Source organism: Saprospiraceae bacterium (genome assembly GCA_016717265.1).
GTDB lineage: Bacteria > Bacteroidota > Bacteroidia > Chitinophagales > Saprospiraceae > Vicinibacter.
The window spans coordinates 2,673,201-2,688,978 of the sequence record JADKFX010000001.1 but is presented as its reverse complement, the minus strand read 5'-3'; the positions used below and the strand labels follow the sequence as shown (position 1 = coordinate 2,688,978).

Here is a 15,778-nt window from a genome sequence, read left to right as displayed (position 1 = left end):
AAAAATGGTAAAATCGTGTAATTTTACAACTGTAAAACAATCGAATCATGCCTGATAATAAATGTCTTACAGGAGGTTTACAGGAATATATTCCAAGCCCTGCAAAACCATGGAATGAAAAAAGGATCCATCATCTTTATAACAAACTATGCAACGGTGCGCCACCATATCTGATTAGTGCCGCAAAAGCAAATAAGCCTTCCGTTTTAATTGATTATTTAATTGGCACCGCCATGAGCCATCCACTGCCAGGAGAAAAGAAAGTTGGAGTAAGAACCTATGATTATACCTATCAATGGAAAGAACAAAACATTGCTGAAGATCCGAATGCATATTACAAATACCTGGAATTAGTCCATATGTGGTTTAATGGCATGATTACAGAGGGTGTAAGACATAAACTGGTGCTTTTTTGGTCAAATCATTTTGTTGCAACGGCAGACGGAGCAGGTAACCGTCCTACCTGGGTGTTTCAATATTACTACCTTCTACATAAATATGCATTTGGTGATTTTAGAGAATTTGTGAAAGCTATAGGACTCACGCCATCCATGATCTTATATTTAAATGGAAATGCTAATGTCTCGGGAAGACCGAATGAAAATTATGCACGAGAATTACTTGAATTATTTACTATGGGTGTTGGAAACTACACTCAGAAAGATGTTGCCGAAACAGCTCGAGCCTTAACAGGTTGGAATATTAAGTATTATGATGCGGGTGGTGGAAATTATGTAATTGGTCCGACAAAAATCGATGAATTTGTTTTTTATAGATATAATCATGACTGGAAAGGGAAAGTAATATTTGGCAAAACAGTTGGTAACTTTGGTGGTGTTGTTCCTGCAACAGAAGACGAGGCTTTAATTAAAGCACAAACAGAATACGAGTCTTTACATGACAATGTAATTTTCAATGTAAAGAAAAACGAAGTTGCACAATTTATTTGTAAGAAACTTTACAAATATTATTTATACAATGATCCACCACAAGAAATAATTGATGGCTTGGCAACTGTATTTATTAATTCTAATTTTAACATTGCTGAGGTATTAAAGACCTTGTTTAAAAGCGAACATTTTTTTGAGGATGAAGCAATGGGACTTGTAATAAAAAGTCATATTGATAATCAAATTCATTTTTTCAGAAGCTTGGATCTTGAACCTGGAAAAGATTTCTTTAAATATAAATGGATTAATAATACCTTCCAGGCTGAGGTGCCAGATCCTGCAAATTTTCCAAATAGTTTAAACAGAGACACGCTGAGCAATGTCTATTATGCTACATCGAATCTTGGTCAAACGCTGTTTAACCCAATAAATGTTGCTGGTTGGCCAGGCTATAGAGCTTGGTTAAATGAATTCACATTAGTAAATCGATGGAAATACAATCGCGATCAATTTGGGTATTTTTTGCAATATGATAGAACCAAAGAAAAATATAGAGACTTTTTAAAAACACTTTCCGGCAATGTCAGCGATCCGGATTTAATCGTACGAAGCGTTATAAATTATTTTATAACTGTTGAATTACCAGAAGATATAATTCAAACTGCCATCGGCGTTTTTAAATCCTTAGTTCCATCTAATTACTATACTAATGGAACCTGGAATTTAGATTATTTCACAGTGCCTAACCAATTTATTGCATTAGTAAATTATATGGTTACACTTCCTGAATTTCAATTATTATAAACTCCAAATTCTAAATTATATGTGTAACGATCATAATTTAAATAATAATTTGTTCCGCTCAGATCTTGGAGAAAAACATACAGAAGATCATTTATTATGGAATAGAAGACAATTCCTTTTAACCGGGGGAATAGCAGGCCTGGGTTCTATGCTTTTAAGTGGAATTCCAGTGAATCCATTATTTTCAAAAGCATTTGCATCGCCCTTAGTTCAAGGCGGTGATAATATTTTAGTTTTAGTGAAAATGTTTGGAGGAAATGATGGCTTGAATATGGTGTTTCCGCATTCGGATGCAGCAGGTAAAGCAGAATATATTAATTATAGACCTAGTTTGAGTCAAAAATTTGGTACAGATTATAATTCAAACACCGTTTTATCAGGATTTGGCAGTGATGATTTTGCCTTGCCTGGTACGATGGCCTCCTTAATGTCTTTATGGAATTCAGGCAATATGAATATTTTGCATAATGTGGGTTATCCTAACCAAGATTATTCTCATTTTACTTCCATAGATAATTGGGCTAGTGCTGCAGATAATTCACTTGATCCCAGATCTAAATCTGGGTATATGGGAAGATATCTGGAACAAGATTTTCCCGTATTTAATGAAACTCCACCTACTGTTCCACCAGCATTGCGAATTGGCTATAATGCAGACCTTGTATTTAAATCTGCTAGTAACCAACAGTTTGAATTAGTCTTCAATGATCCAAATGAATTTTATCGATTAGCTCAATTTGGAAAATTATATCCTACAGATGGATTAGGAGATTGTCCCCAAGGTCAGGAAGTAGAATTTTTAAGACAATTAACCAATAATTCATTGCGCTATTCTCAATCCGTTACACAAGCTTATAATTCAACTATAAATAAAGTAGCATACCCAGCTAATACTACTTCCAGAATCGCTGAACAATTAAAAATTGTATCTCGACTAATAAAAGGTAAACTTGGTACCCGGGTTTACATGGTTTATATGGATGGTTATGATACGCATGCAGATCAGAAAAATTATCATAACGGACTATTAGGAAATCTTGCTGATTCTATATCTTCATTCTTTGCAGATTTGCAAGCTGATAATGCAGATAAAAACGTATGCATGATGACCTTTTCGGAATTTGGAAGAACTATACGCGAAAATGGATCTGTGGGCACCGATCATGGAAATATGTCTCCTATCATGTTATTTGGTGATGCTGTAAAAGGAGGTTTTACAGGTACCCCTATGAACTTAAATGATGCAACTTTAAAAGCAGGGGATGCAAGGGTATATTTTGAGAAACAAACAAGTTTGGATTTTAGACATATGTATTCTACCGTCATGGAGCAATGGTTATGTTTGGATACTGAATTAGTAAATTACAGTTTAGGTGAAAACTACAGCCGTTTAAGTCTATTTGATAATCCATGCACAGGAAGCAGTTCAGGATCCAATTATAATACGATTCTTTTAGGACATAACCCAAATGAATTCAATTCTAAAATTGTGGATCTCAAGTTTTCCCAACTGCATTCAAATGAAGTAAAACTAGTAGTTAAATCCGTTAATGGAAAAACGCTCGCTGTATTGCATGAAGGCTATACAGTAAAAGGCTCCTATACAATTCCATTCGATCCGCAAAAATGGAAAATTCAACCAGGCGAGTATATATACCAATTGGATAGTGCAGGAAAAACATTCATGAGAAGATTTAATATTTTTTAAAAAGAAAAACCATGAAAAAATTATTATATATAGCCCTGTTTTGCATTCAATATGCATTCGCACAAAACCTGATCACAACAGAGCAATTTGCTAGCTGTACGCTTCCTGAAAAATGGAGTTTAAAATCTGATATTGGAACATTTGGCTTTTCAATAATCAAGTCGAATCTTATGCCGCAAACAGATGCTACTTGTAGTATTCTCTATCAGCAAGCAAATAAAACAGATAATGGAAATCGAAAATTCAATATCACGAGTAAGGATTTTCAATTATTTAATTATGATCAATATATTTTAAATTTTGGACTTCGATTTATTAAAACAAATGCGAATAGTAGTTTAAAACTTTTCGCAGTTATAGACGATGTCAGTCGGTTAGTTCAAACCTATTCAAGTGATGTTACTCAAAATGGAATTGTTCTGGTAAATCAGGTATTTACGATCAATACAAACCAAGCAAATCAAAAATTAAAATTTATATTTGAGTATGAAGCAATTGGAAATGATTTTAATACTATAATATTAATTGATAATTTAAATATTTCAGGGCCTGATAATGATGATTGTGCACGAGCCGTAGAACTTCAATTAGATAAGCCTTGCCTATCTGGCAATAGTTCAGGTGCATTTTTTGCTGGACCAAAAATTCTATGCAGTGGAAATTATGTACAAGGAATTTGGTATAAATATGTAAGTACATTCACAGGACATCTTAATATTCAAACCAATGCAGTTTATAATGATGCTGTGAGTGTATTTGAAGGTGGATGTGCCTCTCTTAAAGATTTAAATTGTTTTAATAAGGATGAGTATGGCTTCGCCGGCGAACGCAATTATGCTGCCGTTGAAGCGGGCAAAACTTATTATATTAGAGTAGCAAAACAAACTGGATTTTATGGTCGTGAAGATATTTCTGATTTATGCATGACTATCAGAAAAAAAGAACCTCTTTATCCTTCACATGACATTTGTACAAATAAAAAAACAATAACAATAAATTCAAATTGCACGAGCGAGGAAAATATATTTGCAAGCTTTGAAAATCCAATACCAAGTTTAAATGACAAATCAAGAGCTGATGTTTGGTATAGTTTTAAAACAAGCAACACAAAATCCCTTGAAATTATTTCACATGCAGATTTTGCAGATGTTTTAACAGTATATAAAGGAACTTGTTCACAATTAATAGAAGTCAAATGTGAGGACCTAGGTGGAAAGTTAATTTTGGAAAATCCAACTACGAATACTGAGTATTTTATTCAGGTTTCTGGATATTTTTCTACCATTGAAGGCCATTTATGTATTGAAGTGAAAGATAAATCAACGACGAAACCTTTGAATGATGATTGTCCAACTTCCAAAGCAATTACTTTAAATCAAATTTGTGAATCCTTAAACACTTTAAATGGAATAAAAAGTAGCATCAAACCGAGTTGTGTTGTCTATAATGCAACGGATGTCTGGTTTAGTTTTGTTGCACCTTCGGAAAAAAATATAAACTTAGATATACAAGCAGGATTTATATATAATTGGGCAATTTATTCTGGTACTTGTAATAATCTTAACGAGTTTGCTTGCGGAAAATCACCAGATCCTTGCTCAGGAGGAATACCTGTAACCGCTTTAACAGCGGGCAGGACCTATTATTTGCAAATTATATCAGCCGTGAATCCATTAAAATCTGGAGAAGGAAATCTTTGTGTTCGCATTGATGAATTAAGTAAAGCACCTGCATTCACAAAATTAAATTTAGAACTTCAAGTAGAATGTTTACATGGTGTATTAGGAAAAGTAAATTACCTAGCGACAGGGGGGAAAGGTCAATATAATTACAACGGCCCACAATCGACAGAAATATTTTATCCTGGAACGACTGTTGAAGCTTTTATTGAAGATGAGGTAGGTTGTCGTGATTTTGATAAAGTTACAATAGATTGTCAGGCTCCAGCATCTTGTAAAAATTCAAATTTGGATCTAATAGTCATTTCTGAATGTTTAATGGATTCTCTTGGTCGACAATCAGGAGAAGTTCTTTTGCATATAAATGGAATGGGAGGTTCTGGAGCATATTATTTATATGGCACACCTGATGGAAGTAAATTAAAACATGGTGAACAGTATCAAATTATCTTGATTGATTCAGATAGTTGTTATGTTATAGAAGAAGGACAAATTATCTGTCCTCCTTTTGATTGTTCTCAATCTAAATTAACAATAAATGCTAGTTATGAATGTGTAGATACTTTATTAAAAGCGATATTGCATCTGGAGGTTAAAGGCAATTTAGGGAATTTTAATATTAAAGGAAATCAAGTTGGAGATCAACTCGCACAAGGAGATAAATATTTAACTGAAGTGACTGATGCTGCAGGTTGCAGTATCTCTACGAGTGGTGAGATTGTTTGCAAATTTGATTCTTGCGCATATGCCAGGCCAAATATGAATGTTAGTTATGATTGTATTTTGGATATAAATGGGAATCGCACTGGTAAAGCAATCTTAAATGTAAGTGTTAGTAGTTATGCTGGAGGAATAATTCTTAGTGGCCATAAAAATGGCGATACTTTAAATAATCTTGATAATTACTCAGTACATATGATAGATTCCTTTGGTTGTTCTTTGATTAATTCAGGGGACATAAATTGTATCCCTGTATCAGGAAAAGATTTAACTAAAGATCGACTTACTACTTTTCATCCGAACCCTGCTTATGATCTTTTAAACATTTTAATACCACAAAATAAAGATTCTAAAATTAAATATACGGTCTTAAATAGTGATGGCAAATTTATTGAAATGAATTTGGTAAACCCATTGACAACAAATAATATCATATCCCTTAAAATTGATAATTATCCTGCCGGACTAATATATATCAAATTAGAAGGGGAGCGATTTTTTGACATTATACGCTTCATTAAACTATAATTAAAAAATTAAATCAATGCAACGAATCTTACTTTGCTTCATAAGCAGCTTCTTTATAATGCCAGTATTTAGCCAAATTGCTGGTGTTTCTATTTTAGAAAAACAAATTCAACATGGAAATGCTGTATGGTATCAACTAAAAACAGCTGAACCTACAAAAGCATCTCAGTTTTTTAGTAAGTATGCCTTTGAAATAGGATTAACAGAGCAAACTGAAATGAAACTGGTCTATTCCAACACTGAATCTAAAAGTGTACATCATTATAAATTTCAACAATATCATAATGGGATTAGAGTCCTTGGTGCAGAAATGATTCTACATGAAAGTAATGGCAATGTGGAAACATTGAATGGTACTTTTGGTAAAAATCTAAGCATTGAAACGAATGCAAAAATTGAATCTCATGCAGTTTTAGATCTAGCATTAAAGCTATTACCTTCAACAAAATATGTTTGGGAAAATGATGCTTCACTGTATCCAAAACCCGAATTACTAATAATGGACAAAGCATTTCCGGAGAATTCTGGAGATTTTATACTTGTATATAAGGTAGATATTTATAGTTTAAATCCATTTGCAAAAATGCGTTATTATTTTAATGCAGAAAATGGTGAATTAGTTTTATCACATTCTATTTTGCATGCGTGTTTTGGTGGCATCGGTGATGCACATACATTATATCATGGAATTCGTCCAATGGAAACATCCGTTATGACTACAGGCCGATTTGAATTAGTAGATAACACCAGAGGAAATGGAATAGAAACAATGTCAGCCAGTGGAAGAAAATATACAGACGGTGATAATATTTGGGAAAAGGATTCATTTCCACAAAGAAAGGGTGCATTAGATGTACATTTTGGTTCTCAAAGTACTTATGATTACTATAAGAACCATTTCAATCGCAATGGTATTGATGGTAAAAACGGAAAACTTATCAATAGAATAGTAGATTCAGTCACCTTAGTTAATGCATTTTGGGAAGGCGCTGGAACATTATTTGGAATTGGCGACAATAAAGATACCGGACCTTTGACTTCATTAGATGTAGTTGCTCATGAAATGACACATGGTGTAACACAATTTACCTGTGGTCTTGAGTATTTATATGAATGCGGAGCGTTAAATGAAGGATTTAGTGATATTTTTGGAAAAGCCGTAGAATTTGAATATGATTCTGCAAATTTTAATTGGTTATTAGGTTCTAGATTCTTTTTTAAGCCTGATACCGCTTTTAGAAGCCTTTCAAATCCCAATCGTTTTAAAAATCCAAAAAATTACAAAGGGTCATTTTGGGTAGCAAACAGTTCGGATAATGGAGGAGTCCATTCGAATAGTGGCGTTATTAATCATTGGTTTTATCTTTTAGTAGAAGGTGGAATTGGAACAAATGAAACAGGTAAAACATACAATGTAGAAAAAATTGGAATGGATGCTGCCATACAGTTAGTGTATAATGCTATGACCAATTATTTAATTTCTACTTCTTTTTATTTCGATGTGCGAGAAGCTACTTTAACGATTACGGAAAATCAATATGGAAAATGTTCGAAAGAATATAGAAATATTGCAGAAGCCTGGAAAGCTGTCGGCATGGGACTTGGCGTTACCGAAGCAGACTTATTACTAGTAAATAATAAAATTCCTTTGGTTACTTGCAAGGAAGGTTTGTATCCAGTCGAAGTGCGATTGGTTAACCAAAGTTGTGATAAATCATATCCTGCTGGAACGGATATTCAATTCTCCATACAAATAACTGGAAAAAATCCAATCATCGAAAATTATACAAGTACCCAAGATTTATTACCCGGAGAATCTTTTATTTATAAATTTTTAAGTCCGGCAAGAATCGATAAAACTAACACTAGAATTAACATTTATGCTTTACTGCCAGATGATATTGACACATCAAATAACCGTGTTCAAATCACGGTAACAAAAAACAATAACAGTGATCATGATTTCAGAGTGAATAGTTTAAATGTTTCTGGATCGCCTTGTGAAAACAAGCAACTTAGAGCAACTGTAAATGCAAATTTTAATGGTTGTTCTCCGGTTCCTGCTGGTACTGAATTAGATCTCGTGTTGAAATTTGATAATCAGGAAATTATTAAAAAAGTTAAAACAGTTACAACGATTTATCCAGGCGCTAATTATCGTTCTACTGCATTTGATATTGACCGCACGTTTGCTGGATATAAACGAATCCTTGCCACATTAGGATATCCTTTGGACACCGTATTAACTAATAATTCTACAAGTTTTAATGCGGTATATATTAATAATGCTGAAATTGGATATCTAGAGCCATTTGACAATACAACATTCGATTCCACATTGCTAGGAATCAAAAAGGATTCTTTTCAAGTAGTTAATATCCATGATATTGGTACATCACCTGCTATAATCTTTAGTGGTGGAAAAATATTTAATGCTGCTAATAGCTTTATACCAACGAATGGACCTACACTCGCTAATTTCATGTCGAGTAATCCAAAATTCACAAGTACGCTTTATTTGTGTGTAAATACTGAAAATCTACAAAAGGCAATATTGTCATTTGATTATATTCACAAATTGGGAACAACTGTTTATGATTCTACTTTGTTAACGAGTCCGATTTATGCAGCGGCAACCAGAATTATTTTCAAAAATGAACAGGGCACTACAATAGGAATGCCAAGTTATATTTCTGATGCAAATACGGAACTCAAATTGAATTATTATGAATCTGATATTCCACTCACAGGAGGACCTATAAGTATTGAAATAACAAATATTACCCTGGATGGTCCTATCGATGAAAATGTTAGTTCTCTTGAGTTTAAAGATTATGTTTTAATTGATAATCTTAAAATTAGCGGTGAAATAGTTTTTACCAATCAAGCAGATCAAATAAAAATTCAGGTGGATCCAAATCCATTTGGAGATCATATTCTACTTTCTGTATTAAATGAGAAGCTTCCGTTGAATTACAAATTGGTAAATTCTTTAGGTAGCATTGCAATGCAAGATAAAATAGTCGGAAATAATATGGAAATTAAAACGCATGAACTTCCAACAGGCACTTATATTCTTCAAATATTTAATTCTGCAGGCATTCTAAAAAGTGAAAAGTTAATAAAATTATAAGTTTAATATTAGAAGATTTCAAGTTATTTGTCATCAGAATATAAAAAGTGAATAAATATTTCATGTTTTTTTAACTCTTGATTATAGTTTTACAGCAAAATATAAAATTTGAATCTTTTGATCGTTTAATTTGGAACAGTTTACCATTGGATAAATCTTATGTCATGACCTGTAAGCGCTAATTATTGAATGACTTATTTGCAATCCATTTTCAATTAGAAGCTAAGACTTTTAAATAAATACCGAACTTAACCACGTTATTTTCTTTTCGATAGGTCGATAAACTTTTTAGCGGTTCTTTTTGGAAACAATCTGTAAACGGTTCTAAGTTTATCATAATACAACGTTCACAAGGTTTAATAAACTGAAAAATGATATCGTTTATTTTGATTTTATCAATTTCGTCTTCAATATAAGGTGTACCCAGATCTAAATAAATATTCGCCCGAAATCGCATTGGACTAAGATCAACTCCACAACGGTTGGATAGATCAATTATGGAACTATAATTAATCAAATGCACAGGGTATCCATCTTGAAAATTTAAAGGCAAATTAAAGATCTTATCATTGTAGACTAATTCTTTTATCCGGCTTGGATTTGTTACCAGCAAAATTTCAGTACCTAAATAGTGAGAAAACCATTTACTTAATTCAGATTGAGTTTCATATGCAATAAACTGCTTATTCCATAGACTGACTTCCTTGAGACTCATTGCGTCAGCTTGTTTCCGAAATCTTATAGCAGGAACGCTTTGGCCCTCAACATTCAAAATAAAATGCGTTAGATCGTCAGTAATATGGATCAAATTTAGGGAAGGAAACTCCCTTTGGGTAATTGCTGAGCCATCTGGATGGATCAACATCCAATACCGATCATAGATAAGTCCAGACCCATTTATTTTAATTTGATCTTGCTTTATAGGACCAATAGATTTAATCGGATAAATATAAATTTCGTCTGTTTTATACGCTTGCATTCTTGTTTTTAATAAAATGTACTACCTTTATGACCCGTAACAAAGTAAACCAATTCCTTCATTATGGCCAAGTACATTTTTGTTACGGGTGGTGTAACATCTTCCCTAGGCAAAGGCATTATTTCAGCTTCTCTAGCAAAATTACTCCAGGCTAGAGGCTTCAATGTGACTATACAAAAATTTGATCCGTATATAAATGTGGATCCAGGAACCCTAAATCCTTATGAACACGGAGAATGTTATGTTACCGATGATGGGGCGGAAACAGATCTTGATCTAGGACATTATGAACGCTTTTTAAATAAGCCAACCTCCCAAGCCAATAATATTACTACTGGTAAGATTTACCAAACGGTCATTAATAAAGAACGCGCCGGAGATTACCTTGGTAAAACCGTCCAGGTAATTCCGCATATAACCGATGAGATCAAAAGAAGGATTTCATTATTAGGCGACTTCGGTTATGATTTAATTATTACGGAATTAGGTGGCACCGTTGGGGATATAGAATCACTTCCATATCTAGAGGCATTACGACAATTCAGAATGGATATCGGACCTCAAAATGTAGTTACTATTCATTTGACATTATTGCCATATCTAGCCGCAGCTAAAGAATTAAAAACGAAGCCTTCGCAGCATTCTGTGAAAGAACTATTAGAAGCTGGAATTCAGCCAGATATTCTCGTATGCCGAACAGAAAGGCCAGTTACTGATGAAATACGTGCTAAATTAGCACTCTTCTGTAACCTTAGACCCGAAAATGTAATAGAAGCTATTGATGCCGACACTATTTATGATGTTCCATTATTAATGCTAAAGGAGCGATTAGATATTCGGGTTTTAGAAAAATTAGGGCTTCAATCTAAAAATGAACCCGATTTAAAGAACTGGAAAAAATTTCTAGGACATTTAAAAAACCCAAGTGAAGAAGTTACCATTGGATTAATTGGAAAATATAACGAACTTCCGGATGCTTATAAATCAATACATGAAGCGTTTGTACATGCAGGTGCTTCGAATGAATGTAAAGTTCATATAATTCCTATCCATGCTGAAGATTTAGAAAATGAGGCTGAAACAAAACGCCTTATGAAAGATCTTGATGGAATTCTTGTAGCCCCAGGTTTTGGAGAACGAGGAATTGATGGAAAAATTCAGGCAATTAAATTTGCTAGAGAACAGAAGTTACCGTTTTTCGGAATTTGTCTAGGAATGCAGTGTGCCGTTGTTGAATTTTGTAGAAATGTACTGAATTTGAAAGATGCTTCTTCCACTGAAGTAAACCCAAATACACCGCATCCTGTAATTGATTTAATGGCGGAACAAAAAGTCATAGTTGCCAAAGGAGGCACCATGAGATTGGGTGCATACCAATGCAATTTAAAAGATAAATCATTGGTTAAAAAAGCGTATAAAACAGATCATATTGTCGAAAGACATCGCCACCGTTATGAATTTAATAATGCATATGCAGAATTAATTGAAAAAAATGGAATGATTGCAACTGGTCTTAATTCAGAGCAAAATTTGATAGAAATTATTGAATTGAAAAATCACCCTTGGTTTGTCGGGGTACAATTTCATCCTGAATTAAAAAGCACTGTTGAATGTCCACATCCTTTATTTGTAGGTTTTATTAAAGCTTGTATACAACATAAAGCAAGCAATTAATTCAGTTTAGAGTTGAAAAAAAGAGCGCTATTAGAATTAAAAAGATTGAATCCTGAGGAATTTGCAAGATTGCCCAAAGTCCCCATATTTTTTTTTGCAGATCAAATTCGATCTGGTCATAATATTGGCTCACTATTTAGAATAGCAGATGCTTTTAAAATTGGAGGCGTGTATTTAAGTAACTATTGTGTTACACCCCCACACCCAGAAATTGAAAAAACAGCTATTGGCTCAAGTCAAACCGTGTATTGGGAACAGGTGGAAAATACTTTGGACTTTTTAATACAACAAAAAAATAAAGGTTTCCAACTTATCGGAGTCGAACAAACAGATCAAAGTATTCAGTTACATGAATTTGATATTAATAGTTCACAATCCTATATTCTGGTTTTAGGTAATGAGGTAAATGGCATTCAACAAGAACTATTAGATATTCTAGATTACTGCATAGAAATTCCTCAATTTGGAACTAAACATAGTCTAAATGTAAGTGTAGCAGCTGGAATAGTTGCTTGGCATTTTGCCAAGGAATGGTTTTAAAACTACTTATTTCTAACCTAAAGCAATGTAATCCATAAAGTAATTATATAGATTTTACCGTGGATAGCTAGAAATTTGGCTTAAGTTCAATATCGTTTTTTCTTAGCAAACCAAACCAATCGCAGCATAAAATCAATACGATATCGATTTCGTTCTTGATTCGCAATGAATTTATTTAAATCATTAATCAAATATTGGTCGTTGAAAAATTTTGAAACAACCAGTGAAGGGCTAATTGTCCACGTTCTATTAATTCCGACATCAATACCAGCACCAATCCCAAATTGGTAAGCAAAAGATGCGTATTTCTCTAATATCTGATCAGATTCTAGTGTTTGAGATAAATAATATGCAGCAGGATAAATTATAAAATGAAATCCTTTATTGAAAAATTGACCCTGTTTGTTAAATGTTGGACAATTACAATCATTACCAAAATCCAATGGATATATCAAAATTGGAAATGTAAATCCTGCATTCAATTCCTTTAAAGTAAGATTTTGGTCTGGAGAATTTTGCACTTTAGAACTGGCATAATCAATTATAACTGAAGGATTAAACTCTATACGCCTATTTTTCAATCGAAACCATACAGAAGGGCCAATTGATACATGCAAATTATTTTCAGGAACATAAAGCCCATTTTCCTGTTCTTTAGGATACTGATTCAATCCTGCAACGAGCTGAAAACCAAATTGTGCTTTTAGGTTTTCCAGGCTAAAACCGATCACCAGTAAAAGTAAAATCCTAAGATACATGGTACTAAAACATTATTTTTTATATATTGTTATCTTTGCACAAATTATTTTTTCTGAAAACTAAAAAATTAAATCAAAATAAGGTTCAACTGATCACTTTAGGATGCTCAAAAAATTGGGTAGATTCGGAGAATTTAATGACCCAGTTAAGTCATAACCAGATTGATGTAGAACACAATCCAAACTCGAAAACGTCAAATACTGTAATTATTAATACCTGCGGATTTATAGATCGGGCTAAAGAAGAATCTATTAATACTATTTTGGAATATGCAAATTTAAAATCACAAGGTATTGTTGAAAAATTATATGTAACCGGATGTCTTTCACAACGATATAAATCGAATCTTGAAGAAGAAATCCCTGAAGTCGATGCATTTTTTGGAACTATGGAAATGCCTGCTTTATTAGCCACTTTAAATGCAGATTACAAGCAGGAATTGGTGGGGGAGCGAATAATATCGACACCTTCTCATTATGCATATCTAAAAATATCAGAAGGCTGTAATCGCACTTGTAGCTTTTGCGCTATTCCATTAATGCGCGGAAAACATGTTTCTGTACCCCTTGAACAGTTAATTAAACAAGCAAGCTATCTGGCATCTATGGGTGTAAAAGAACTCATTCTCATTGCTCAGGAATTAACCTATTACGGTTTAGATATATATAAAAAGCGTTCATTACATACCTTATTAGGTGCCTTGTCTAATGTAAATGGAATTGAATGGATTAGACTTCATTATGCATATCCATCCAAATTTCCATTAGAGATTTTAGACGTCATAAAATCTGAATCCAAAATTTGTAATTATCTAGATATCCCTTTGCAGCATTTCTCAGATCCCGTATTAAAAAATATGAAACGGCAAATTAGCCAGGAAGAAACACGGGCCCTTGTCCAAAATATCCGCGATAAAATACCAGAAATTCATTTGCGAACCACTATGTTAGTTGGGTTTCCAGGTGAAACTGAAAATGATTTTAATACTTTGTGTAAATTTATTGAAGAGACAAAATTTGAACGTCTGGGTGTATTTCAATATTCACATGAAGAAGATACCAGTGCGTATAAATTGGATGATAATATTCCGCCTGAAATTAAGGAAGAACGTGCACTTGCACTGATGCAAATTCAGGAACAAATAAGTTTTGAATCAAATCAACAAAAAATCGGTAAAACATTTAAAACATTAATTGATAAAAAAGAAAATGCTTGCTATATCGGTAGAACAGAATTTGATAGCCCGGAAGTAGATAATGAAGTAATTATTAAATCTGATGCTACTAATTATATTAGGGTAGGGGATTTTATAAACGCAACGATTTTTCAAGCGGATGCTTTTGATTTACATGCAAATGTATCTACCTTATGAAAGCAGCAAGTAATTCAGTTTTAAATTTTCATATTAAACCTTGGCTTCAAGGATTAGGTTCTGTTAGTTTATTTATCCTGATTCAATTATGCATTTGGATTTTATCCTGGATCGGTATTCTTAAATTTGAGACAACCGATTGTTGGTTATATGGTACCGCTATGTTATTTTTTTACATCATTTTAAATTCTATTTTCTTTTTTACTGCTGAAAACAAGTTACTATATTACCGGAATTCAATTTTTACATATCTAGGTACTTTAGTATTTATTGTAATGATTTGCACTATAATAAGTGGCAAAGACGTTTCTGAAGTAGAAACATATTCCTGGATTTTATTCGTATTTAGTATTGTATATATAGTTTTTTTGACCATTATCAATGTGCTTCGAAAAATTGTTGAAATTGCTATTAGACAAGATAAAAAATTAACAGATGAAAATCATTAGTCTCTTTTTAGTAAGTTATTTAGTAAGTTTTCAATTAGCCTGTCAATTTCCACAAAAAAAAGAATTGTCAGATGGAGCTATCATTACTGTAACTGCCGCAACAAAAGATAGTATTGTCGAAATTCCAAATCCAATTGGGATTATACAACTGAGTGAAGCAGAATGGAAGGAAAAATTATCAGATGAAACGTATTATGTAATGCGTCAACAGGGTACTGAGCGTTCCTTTTCTGGCAAATATTGGGATCATCATGAAAAAGGTATATATCTCTGTAATGCCTGCAACTTACCATTATTTCAATCTGAATTTAAATTTGAATCCGGTACAGGTTGGCCAAGCTTTACAAAGCCTCTTCAAAAAGAAATGGTTCAAGAAAATCGGGATCGCAGTCATGGAATGGTTCGAGTTGAAGTAGTTTGTGCACGTTGCAAAGGGCATTTAGGACATGTTTTTGAAGATGGACCTTTTCCCACAGGATTGCGATATTGTATGAATTCAGTGGCATTACATTTTATTCCAAATGGTGTTGTGAAATAGAAATT

11 protein-coding genes are annotated in these 15,778 nt (G+C 33.1%); 9 read left to right on the top strand and 2 right to left on the bottom strand.

Annotated features, from left to right (window positions below; genetic code table 11):
• Positions 1-47: 47 nt before the first annotated feature.
• Genes IPO86_10530 through IPO86_10515 form a run of 4 tightly spaced genes read left to right on the top strand, consistent with a single transcriptional unit; the run spans position 48 to position 9,462 of the window.
• Positions 48-1,694 carry a DUF1800 domain-containing protein gene (locus IPO86_10530; GenBank protein MBK9728544.1) on the top strand — a complete coding sequence of 549 codons (1,647 nt, stop codon included), beginning with the start codon at positions 48-50 and terminating at the stop codon, positions 1,692-1,694.
• Positions 1,695-1,713: 19 nt separating this feature from the next.
• Complete coding sequence (locus IPO86_10525; GenBank protein MBK9728543.1) at positions 1,714-3,402, top strand: DUF1501 domain-containing protein; 1,689 nt, start codon at positions 1,714-1,716, stop codon at positions 3,400-3,402.
• Between the two features lie 11 nt (positions 3,403-3,413).
• The gene (locus tag IPO86_10520) at positions 3,414-6,329 is read left to right on the top strand and encodes a hypothetical protein (GenBank protein ID MBK9728542.1); all 2,916 of its coding nucleotides are present in this window, start codon (positions 3,414-3,416) and stop codon (positions 6,327-6,329) included.
• A 16-nt stretch (positions 6,330-6,345) separates the two neighbouring features.
• On the top strand, positions 6,346-9,462 hold the full coding sequence (locus IPO86_10515; protein ID MBK9728541.1) for a M4 family metallopeptidase: 3,117 nt from the start codon (positions 6,346-6,348) through the stop codon (positions 9,460-9,462).
• 211 nt (positions 9,463-9,673) lie between these two features.
• Here the strand turns inward: IPO86_10515 and IPO86_10510 are convergent, their stop codons facing one another.
• Entirely contained in the window at positions 9,674-10,441 is a 768-nt protein-coding gene (locus IPO86_10510; protein MBK9728540.1) for an MOSC N-terminal beta barrel domain-containing protein, read from the bottom strand.
• 63 nt (positions 10,442-10,504) lie between these two features.
• Between IPO86_10510 and IPO86_10505 the strand changes: the two genes are divergently transcribed.
• Entirely contained in the window at positions 10,505-12,115 is a 1,611-nt protein-coding gene (locus IPO86_10505) for a CTP synthase (protein ID MBK9728539.1), read from the top strand.
• Between the two features lie 12 nt (positions 12,116-12,127).
• Positions 12,128-12,655 carry a TrmH family RNA methyltransferase gene (locus IPO86_10500; protein MBK9728538.1) on the top strand — a complete coding sequence of 176 codons (528 nt, stop codon included), beginning with the start codon at positions 12,128-12,130 and terminating at the stop codon, positions 12,653-12,655.
• Positions 12,656-12,741: 86 nt separating this feature from the next.
• On the opposite strand, the gene IPO86_10495 is transcribed toward IPO86_10500, so the two are convergent.
• On the bottom strand, positions 12,742-13,413 hold the full coding sequence (locus tag IPO86_10495; protein MBK9728537.1) for a hypothetical protein: 672 nt from the start codon (positions 13,411-13,413) through the stop codon (positions 12,742-12,744).
• A 53-nt stretch (positions 13,414-13,466) separates the two neighbouring features.
• On the opposite strand from IPO86_10495, the gene rimO reads away from it, so the two are divergent.
• From rimO to msrB, 3 genes are read left to right on the top strand one after another with little or no spacing between them, the layout of a single operon-like run.
• Positions 13,467-14,786 carry a 30S ribosomal protein S12 methylthiotransferase RimO gene (rimO, locus tag IPO86_10490; GenBank protein MBK9728536.1) on the top strand — a complete coding sequence of 440 codons (1,320 nt, stop codon included), beginning with the start codon at positions 13,467-13,469 and terminating at the stop codon, positions 14,784-14,786.
• A complete protein-coding gene (locus tag IPO86_10485) occupies positions 14,783-15,235 on the top strand; it encodes a hypothetical protein (GenBank protein MBK9728535.1) in 453 nt (150 codons plus the stop codon). The genes rimO and IPO86_10485 overlap by 4 nt, the downstream gene beginning before the upstream one ends.
• Positions 15,222-15,773 carry a peptide-methionine (R)-S-oxide reductase MsrB gene (gene msrB, locus IPO86_10480; protein ID MBK9728534.1) on the top strand — a complete coding sequence of 184 codons (552 nt, stop codon included), beginning with the start codon at positions 15,222-15,224 and terminating at the stop codon, positions 15,771-15,773. Before IPO86_10485 ends, msrB begins: the two co-directional genes overlap by 14 nt.
• Positions 15,774-15,778: the final 5 nt, after the last annotated feature.

Coding starts and splice junctions, on each gene's coding strand:
- IPO86_10530 (MBK9728544.1), top strand. CDS start 48: ATGCCTGATAATAAATGTCTTACAGGAGGTTTACAGGAATATATTCCA.
- IPO86_10525 (MBK9728543.1), top strand. CDS start 1,714: ATGTGTAACGATCATAATTTAAATAATAATTTGTTCCGCTCAGATCTT.
- IPO86_10520 (MBK9728542.1), top strand. CDS start 3,414: ATGAAAAAATTATTATATATAGCCCTGTTTTGCATTCAATATGCATTC.
- IPO86_10515 (MBK9728541.1), top strand. CDS start 6,346: ATGCAACGAATCTTACTTTGCTTCATAAGCAGCTTCTTTATAATGCCA.
- IPO86_10510 (MBK9728540.1), bottom strand. CDS start 10,441: ATGCAAGCGTATAAAACAGACGAAATTTATATTTATCCGATTAAATCT.
- IPO86_10505 (MBK9728539.1), top strand. CDS start 10,505: ATGGCCAAGTACATTTTTGTTACGGGTGGTGTAACATCTTCCCTAGGC.
- IPO86_10495 (MBK9728537.1), bottom strand. CDS start 13,413: ATGTATCTTAGGATTTTACTTTTACTGGTGATCGGTTTTAGCCTGGAA.
- IPO86_10485 (MBK9728535.1), top strand. CDS start 14,783: ATGAAAGCAGCAAGTAATTCAGTTTTAAATTTTCATATTAAACCTTGG.
- msrB (MBK9728534.1), top strand. CDS start 15,222: ATGAAAATCATTAGTCTCTTTTTAGTAAGTTATTTAGTAAGTTTTCAA.